The sequence below is a fragment of the Ramlibacter sp. genome (genome assembly GCF_013697775.1).
In the GTDB taxonomy this organism is placed as follows: domain Bacteria; phylum Pseudomonadota; class Gammaproteobacteria; order Burkholderiales; family Burkholderiaceae_C; genus Ramlibacter.
The window spans coordinates 1-7,644 of record NZ_JACCWG010000140.1 but is presented as its reverse complement, the minus strand read 5'-3'; the positions used below and the strand labels follow the sequence as shown (position 1 = coordinate 7,644).

The following is a 7,644-nucleotide window of genomic DNA, read 5'->3' as shown; positions in this document are numbered from 1 at the left end:
TCCCCGGCCGCAGGCCGGCGAGCGCCAGCAGCGCAGCCAGCGCCACCAGAACCCAGCCGGCGCCCAGCACCGGCGCTACACGAGGTTGGTAGGGCACGGTTCCGTCCAGCAGGCCGGTGAGCAGCTGCGCATGCACCTCCACCCCGCTGACCGCGCCGCCAAGCGCGGTGGGAACGGAATCGGACAAGCCGAAGGCGGAGGCGCCGATCAGCGCCCAGGTGCCGCGCAGGCTGTTCGCCGGCAGCTTGCCTTCCAGCACGTCGGCCGCCGAGACCGACACGATGGCGTTGCGCGCCTTGTGATAAGGCACCCGCACGTTGCCCCCGGCATCCAGCGGCGCCTGCACGCCCGGCATGCCGGGCAGGCTGAGCGTCCAGGCCGGGGCCCACAGGCCGATGCCGGGCTCCGCGCGCAGCGGTGAAGCCTCGGTCGGCCCGGCAACGGCGGCCAAGCCGGCCAGTGCCAGCGCCGGATAGTTGCGGCGCTCAAAGCAGACCAGCGCCGGAATCCGGCGCACGGTGCCGTCGGGATCCAAGCGCGGCGTGATATGCCCCGCACGGCTGTGCAGCCCGGCCTGGTTGGCCACATAGCCTTGCGCCGGAACAGCACTTGGCAGGCAGGCGCTCCCAGGCAGCGCGCCGGCCAGCTGGCCGGACACCTGCGCGGTTTCATGGTTGACGGCGAACACCTGGCCCAGCACCACCGGGCTGGCTCCGTCGGCGGCGGCAATGGCCGTTGCCAACTCGCCGGTGCCCTCGCGAGCATCGGCGAATACCACGTCATACAGCTGCAGTCCGACGCCTTGGGCCTGCAGGGCGCTCACCAGCCGCGCCTGCACCGCGCGCGGCCATGGCCAGGGACCGATGCGCTGCAGGCTGCCGTCGTCGATGTCGACCACCACCACGCGGCGTTCGGGCTCCTTGCTGGCCAGCAGTTCCCAGACGCTGTCGGTCGCCCGCTCATCGGCTTGGTGCAGCGCACCCTGGCCCAGCCAGGACAGCAGCGCCCAGGCAAAGGCCGCGCCGCCCAGCGCCAGGGCGCGCAGGCGCCAGGGACGCAGCAGCAGGCGAGCCAACGCGTCGCTCACGGGCGGGACCAGAGCGTGATGCCGGTGAGCGTGCCGCCCGCGGCGGCTTTTTCGAACAGGTAGCCGGCGCTCTTGCCGTCCAGCGCGGCGGCGCCGGCAATCGCCTGCCCCGCCACGCTGCGGTCGACGAAGATGCCGTCATCGCGCACGAAACCTGCACCGGACAGGCGGACCACGCCGGTGGATTGGCTGCTGACGTTCAGTGACGTGTTGAAAGCGCGGCTGACGAAGTCGATGTGCAGCTGGCCGCCCTGCACCGCCGCCGCGACGGCACCGCTGGCGCCGTTGAACTGCGCAGAAGACTGCTGCAGGCTGAAATCGTAGGCACCCAGGCCCGTCGCCAGAGAGCCGCTGGCGTTGTCGGCGCGGTACAGCGCGTAATTGCCGTCGCCCACCGTCACCGACCGGCCTTCGGCCGCTTGTGTGCGCGCCACCGCAATGTCGCCCGCCAGGGCGGGTTCATTCCAGCGGCCCCACATCAACGCGGGCGGCGGGAGCGGCGGTGCCGCTTCCGTCGGGCCGGCGGAAGCGGTACGCACCAAGCCCTGCACCAGTGCCGCGGACAGCGCATCGTCCGGGGCCGGCTGGCTCGATCGCACGGGCGCCGCGGTCTGGGTGGGCGCAGCCGCTGACTGCGGTCCTTCGGGGACCTCGCCGCGCGCCAGCATGGTGGACGACATCGGACGGATCTCCGGCTGGGTCACCTGCGGGCGGAACTCCACCAGCACGTGGCCCATGTCGGCCGACAGCAGGCGGGCGTCCGGGGAAGTGCAGGGGCCCAGCGCCTGGGCCAGGCAGCCGGAGTCGAACGGGGCCATGATGATGGCCCCCTGGTTCACCGCGGCAGTGGTGGCCTGCGGACTCGTGCGCACCACGAAGTCGGTGCCGCGCACGCCGATGGCGACCAGCGGCGTGTTGAGGCGAAAGCGCTCCTTGGCGCCTTCGGCGGCCGCGCCGGAGATGGCGCGTGCCACGCCCTGTTCGAGTCGGAACTTCACCAGCGACTGGCTGACCTGGCGCGGGTCGTAACGGTAGTCCTCCACCCACAGGCGGCTGGCGGGGCGCAGGCTGACCAGAGCGCCGTCGATGAAACGGACGTGGATCATGCCGCCTTCGGCGGTGTCCAGCCGGTCGCCGGGCAGGATGCGGGTGCCGCGCTGCACCGGCTCGGGCACGCCGTCCGACGACGTGCGGGTGGCCGGGCCGACCGCCAGCGTGACTTCGCCCACGGCGGCGGCACGGGCGCCGGTCACGGGTGCATAGGCAGTGGTTTGGCTGGGAATGCCCTGTGCCCAGGCACCGGCGCAGGCCAGAAGACTCGCCAGCGCAAGCGGCAGGGAACGCGAAAAACGGGAAGGCATGGGAGTCCTGACCAGATGAAGGAGTCGCAGCTTGCCAATGTAGCGAAGGCTGGCGCTTGCCGCTGTGAGCGGGGTCACAAATGGCCGCAGACGCTGGCGCTTGCGGGATGTACTGCCGGGTATCATCCGCATTTTGCGCCCGGCCGGCCCGGTTCCCCACCGCAGATGGCTCTTCCGCTTGCCGTGCTCTCCCAGCTGCCCTTGCTGGCGCCGTTGCCGCAGGTGACTATCGAGCATCTGGCGCAATATGCCTCCGAACGCACCTTCGCCAAGCGCGAGGTGGTCCTGCACAAGGAAGGCGCTCCTTCATCATTGTGTTTCCTGCTCGACGGGCGCCTCCAGGGCGTCGATTTCACCGTGGATGGCCGGGAAGTCGGCCTTTACTTCGTGAATCCGGGCGACTACTTCGGCGAGGTCGCGGTGATCGACGGCGCGCCGCAGCCGAACTACGTGACGGCGGTGTCGCGCTCGCGCGTGGTGTTCATCCCGCAGGAACGGGTGCGGGCCATCCTGTTCGCGCATCCGCGTGTGGCCGAGGCGCTGTGCACCAGCCTGTCGCTGCGGCTGCGCGAGGTGTCGGCGCAGCGCCGCATTCTGGGCCTGGCCAATCCGCTGCAGCGCGTGTGCGCCCAGCTGGAGGTGTTGATGCGCGGCACGGGCCATGTCCAGATCGTCGTCAACATCCCCACGCACCAGGAACTGGCCATCATGATCAACGCCAGCCGCGAAACCGTCTCGCGCGTGTTCCAGCTGCTTCAAGGCCGCGGCATCGTGGAGCGCCAGGGCAACGACCTGCGCGTGGACAACGCCGACGTGCTGCGCGACATCGCGGCGGGTCGGCAACAACCGCCCGAATGACTCTCCGATGAACCTGCAAGCAACCCTGTCCCGCGCCTATCCGCTGATCCTCTCGCAGCACCGCCACCTGGTGGTGCAGCTGGTCCGGCGCGACGTGCTGGCGCGCTACAAGGGGTCGGTGCTCGGCCTCGGCTGGGGACTGCTGTTCCCGCTGCTGATCCTGCTGGCCTACACCTTCGTGTTCCGCAGCGTGTTCCGCGCGCGCTGGCCCGGCGGCGGAGACAGCACGCAGGAATTCGCGCTGCAGCTGTTCGCCGGCCTGGTGATCTTCAACCTGTTCGCCGACATCCTGAACCGCGCCCCGCGGCTGGTGCTGGAGCAGCCCAACCTGGTCAAGCGGGTGGTGTTCCCGGTGGAGGTGCTGTCCTGGGTGGCGTTGGGCAGCGCCCTCTTCCACGCGGCGCTCAGCCTGGCGATCCTGCTGGGCGCCCTGGTGGTGGCGGGCCCGGGGTTGACGCCCTGGGTGCTGCTGGCGCCGCTGGTGTTTGCAGCCGTGTTGCCGGTGCTGCTCGGTCTCGGGTGGCTGCTGTCGTCGCTCGGCCTGTTCATCCGCGACATCGGCCACGCGATGGGGCCGGCCGTCACCATGCTGATGTTCCTGTCGCCGGTGCTGTACCCGGCCAAGGCGCTGCCGCCGGCGGCAGCCGCGCTGCTCTGGCTGAATCCGCTGACTGTGCCGATCGAATCCCTGCGGCGGCTGCTGCTCGAAGGGCGTGCGCCCGACTGGACCGCCCTGGCGGCATACGTCGCGGCGGGCCTGCTGTTCGCCCTGCTCGCGTGGCGCCTGTTCGCCCGCCTCAGGCCGGCTTTCGCGGACGAGGTATGAAGTCCGCCACCGGATGGCGCGAGCCGCGGAACACCAAGCCATAGGGATCCTCGCGCGCCTCCTGCGCCGTGGCGACGCGCAGGCCTTCGGCCGCTTCCACGGTGGCCGGCAGCGTGTAGGTGCGAAACACGTTGAGCGCCTCGACGTGGCGGTCATAGCCCTGCATCGCCAGCTGCGATGCGAAGCAGGCCATGGCCTCGCGCTTGCGCGGCCACACCGGCGTGATGTCCAGCAGCGTGTTGGGCTGCAGCGCCGATCCCACCTCGTACTGGACCAGGCACGTGGCGCCGCCCAGTTGCGCCACCGCGTCGATCGCCGCCCAGGCGGTCGCCACATGGTCCGGATGCACTTCCCAGGGCGACGGTGCGAGCAGGACGTCGGCCCCGCAGGCGCGCGCCTGCCGCACGATAATGCGCACCAGCTCGGTATCGGCCTTCAGCCCCCGGTCCGGGTACGGCCCGAACAGCGGCGGACGGCAGCCGAGCACGGCAGCCGCCTTGCGCGCTTCCGCCTTGCGCGCCTCCACGATGCCGATGCCGGGCGGCGGCACGCCCCACAGGCCGCCGTCGGTCAGCAGCAGCGCCTGCACCGGCACGCCGGCCTGCGCGTACAGCGCCGCGCAGCCGCCGCAGCCGAACACCTCGTCGTCCGGATGCGGTGCCAGAACGAGCACGCTGCGCGCCTGCGGCACCGGCAGGGCGGCTGCCTCATAAGGAACGCGGAGACCTTCGGACATGGATATGTGGATCAGAGGAAGTCGGTGTCGCCGCCCATCAGCCACAAGCGGCCGGCCCAGGGATAGGGCTGCGGCCAGCCGGGCTCGGGTGCACGCAGCGGGATGACAATGTTGCTCGGTTCGCGGCTCGCCGCCTCGCCCGCGAAATCGGCCGCGATGGACTGGCTGAACAGCCCGGACACCGGCTTGCCACCGCGCTGGCCGGCGAAGCGGCGCACCGCCGCGACCGCATGGCCGATGGCCGCACGCGATCCCGCGTAGTCCAGCCACTCGACATGGCCCGGGTGCTCGCGCAGCGCCACCGCCGCCAGCGCGCCGCGCAGCCGGTGCTTGACCAGCAGAAGTTGGTAGTGGCTGCCCGGGGCATCCAGGAAGCGGTAGCGCCAGCGCGCCTGGTCGCGCACCGGGATGTACAGCCCGCGCCAGTCGCGCGCCATGCGGCGCCACAGACGGTCGACGGCGCGCAGCTGCGCGGCGCCGGCGGCGACCTCGCGCACCCACCAGGACGGCGGCGCGCCGGCCAGCGGGCTCCACGTCAGCGTCTGCAGCCGGTCGCCTTCGATGTACAGACCCTGGCGCGATGCGACGCCGAACGCCCGCTCGTTGGGAAAACCGAAACCGAATTCATAGGCCCGGCCCGGCCCGATGTGCCGGGACAGGAATGCCTCGGTCACGTGGTAGATGGCGCCCCGCCGCGTGAACACGCCGCGTTCGTCGGGCTGGACCATCACGTCGCCGTTCTGCACCGCCAGGTGTGTGCCCCGCGGCCCCTGCACCGCGCGCGGCACACCGCCGTAGAAGGCAACCACCCGGCCTTCGCGGCGCAGCAGCACGCCACGATGCGGGGCATCGGCGTACTTCCAGCGCCATTGCTGCGGCGGCATGGCGTGGCCGAACACCTCGTGGAACAGCGCCAGCACCTGCGGGTCGTCCTGTTCGCGCGCGTCGTGCACGCTCCAGCGCCGGGACCCGTTTGGCAGGTCCGCCCCGCTCACGGACGCGGCCCCCGGTGCGAATGCCACTGGTGCGGCAGGCTCACCAGCCCGGGTTCGGGTTTGCGGTCTTCCACGCGCAGGGTCCCCACGGCCAGCGCGCTGTCGTACATGTGGACCGCGTTCTCGTGGCCGAGATACACGCCGACGTGGTATTCGCCCTTGCGCAGCGCGATGCGGGGAAACTCCAGCACGGCGGTGCCGCTGCCGCCAGCGTCGCGCTCCAGCACCACGCCGTCGGTGCGGCTCACGGCGCAGGTCAGCGCCATGCCGATGGGCAGGTCGATGGTGACGCCCGCCACCGGCGCCGGCAGCGCGGGATCCGAAGCGAACTCGATCTCCACGCGCAGCGTGGACTCGCCGGGCCGCACGTCCAGCGGATCGCCGGCGCGCCCGTCGACGCTGATGCGGGTGTGCGTGATGCGCGCATGGCCCCGCGTGGCCCCGGCGGCCTGCGCGCCCTGCCCCGCACCGGCGGCGGCCGCATGCGCGTCCTGCGCCAGGAACATGTCGTACTGCCGCACCACGTCGTGCGGCTCGCCGATGGCCCGCAGCTGGCCGCCGTCCAGCCACGCCACACGGGTGCAGAAGGCTTCCACCTGGTAGAGCGCGTGCGAGCAGAACAGGATGGTGGTGCCGCGTTCCTTCATGGCCTGGATGCGGTCGAACGACTTGCGCGAGAACTCGCCGTCGCCCACCGACAAGGCCTCGTCCACCACCAGGATGTCGGGCTCCACGCTGGTGGCCAGCGAGAACGCGAGCCGCACGAACATGCCGCTGGAATAGGTCTTGACCGGCTGGTCGATGAAATGGCCCAGGCCCGAGAACGCGATGATCTCGTCCATGCGGGCCAGCAACTGCTCGCGCCCGATGCCCAGCAGCGGCCCGTTCAGCAGCACGTTGTCGCGGCCGGAGAAATCGGGGTTGAAGCCGGCGCCCAGCTCCAGCAGCGCAGCGATGCGGCCGTGCACATGCACGCTGCCGGTGGTCGGCGTCGAGGTTCCGCACAGCAGCTGCAGCAAGGTGGACTTGCCCGCGCCGTTGCGCCCGACGATGCCCAGAGCCTCGCCGCGCGCCACCGAGAGGTTCACCTCGCGCAGCGCCCAGAAGCGCTCCGCGTGCACCTGGGCACCGAGGGCGGCGCGCAGCCGGGTCAGCGGCCTGGCATGCGGGAAATACGCCTTGCCGAGGTTGTGCGCCTCGATGACGGACGGGTGCTCCGCAACTGCTGCCTGGCTCATGGCGACGGCGGAAGTTGGCCGGGCCACAGCCCCTTGTCCAGCACCTTCCAGATCGCACCGGGCGGCACGGCGCGTTGCCGCTGTACCGCGCGCCGCTTGCGCCACAGGGCCGGCCAGGCGCGCAGCGCATCGCGCTTAGCGCGCCACGCCACGCCGAACTGGGCGCGGCGCGCGAGTGCGGGCGGGGCAAGGAGGTTGAGCACGAGGTGGGCGGGTGCGAGAAGCCAGAACAGCCATGACGGCATGTTCTTCACGAAGAGCCAGACCATGTTGCGCTGGCCGTGGTAGGTGGAAAAATCACTGCGGCGGCCGGTCAGCGCCGAGCCGGCATGGTAGCAAACCGATTCGGGCACGTGCACGCAGCGCCATCCCGCCAGCCGCATGCGGAAACCCAGGTCGACGTCTTCCAGGTAGCAGAAGAAATCCTCGTCGAACCCATCGACCGCGTCCCAGGCGGCGCGCCGGTACAGCGCCGCGGCGGCGCAGGGCGAGAAGATCTCGCCGGCCGCGCGGCGCGAGCGCGCCACCGCGACGCCGTGGTCG

8 protein-coding genes are annotated in these 7,644 nt (G+C 71.2%); 2 read left to right on the top strand and 6 right to left on the bottom strand.

Annotated elements, in window-relative coordinates; all coding sequences use genetic code 11:
- A partial coding sequence (locus tag H0U68_RS07010; protein WP_296354000.1) for a CHASE2 domain-containing protein occupies positions 1-1,087 on the bottom strand: 1,087 nt, incomplete at its 3' end.
- Positions 1,084-2,448: a FecR family protein gene (locus tag H0U68_RS07005; protein WP_296353999.1), complete on the bottom strand. Its 1,365-nt coding sequence runs from the start codon at positions 2,446-2,448 to the stop codon at positions 1,084-1,086. The genes H0U68_RS07005 and H0U68_RS07010, both read right to left, overlap by 4 nt.
- Before the next feature lie 183 nt (positions 2,449-2,631).
- On the opposite strand from H0U68_RS07005, the gene H0U68_RS07000 reads away from it, so the two are divergent.
- Positions 2,632-3,306 carry a Crp/Fnr family transcriptional regulator gene (locus H0U68_RS07000; protein ID WP_296353997.1) on the top strand — a complete coding sequence of 225 codons (675 nt, stop codon included), beginning with the start codon at positions 2,632-2,634 and terminating at the stop codon, positions 3,304-3,306.
- 7 nt (positions 3,307-3,313) lie between these two features.
- Positions 3,314-4,132, top strand: a complete 819-nt coding sequence (locus tag H0U68_RS06995) for an ABC transporter permease (protein WP_296353996.1) — start codon at positions 3,314-3,316, stop codon at positions 4,130-4,132.
- On the opposite strand, the gene H0U68_RS06990 is transcribed toward H0U68_RS06995, so the two are convergent.
- The 4 genes from H0U68_RS06990 to H0U68_RS06975 all read right to left on the bottom strand — a co-directional run.
- Positions 4,104-4,868 (bottom strand): PIG-L deacetylase family protein, encoded by a 765-nt coding sequence (locus H0U68_RS06990; RefSeq protein WP_296353994.1) that lies wholly within the window; start codon positions 4,866-4,868, stop codon positions 4,104-4,106. The genes H0U68_RS06995 and H0U68_RS06990 overlap by 29 nt on opposite strands.
- A gap of 11 nt (positions 4,869-4,879) precedes the next feature.
- Positions 4,880-5,821, bottom strand: a complete 942-nt coding sequence (locus H0U68_RS06985) for a GNAT family N-acetyltransferase (protein WP_296353991.1) — start codon at positions 5,819-5,821, stop codon at positions 4,880-4,882.
- A 38-nt stretch (positions 5,822-5,859) separates the two neighbouring features.
- Entirely contained in the window at positions 5,860-7,101 is a 1,242-nt protein-coding gene (locus H0U68_RS06980) for an ABC transporter ATP-binding protein (protein ID WP_296353989.1), read from the bottom strand.
- A partial coding sequence (locus tag H0U68_RS06975; protein ID WP_296353987.1) for a glycosyltransferase family 2 protein occupies positions 7,098-7,644 on the bottom strand: 547 nt, incomplete at its 5' end. The genes H0U68_RS06980 and H0U68_RS06975, both read right to left, overlap by 4 nt.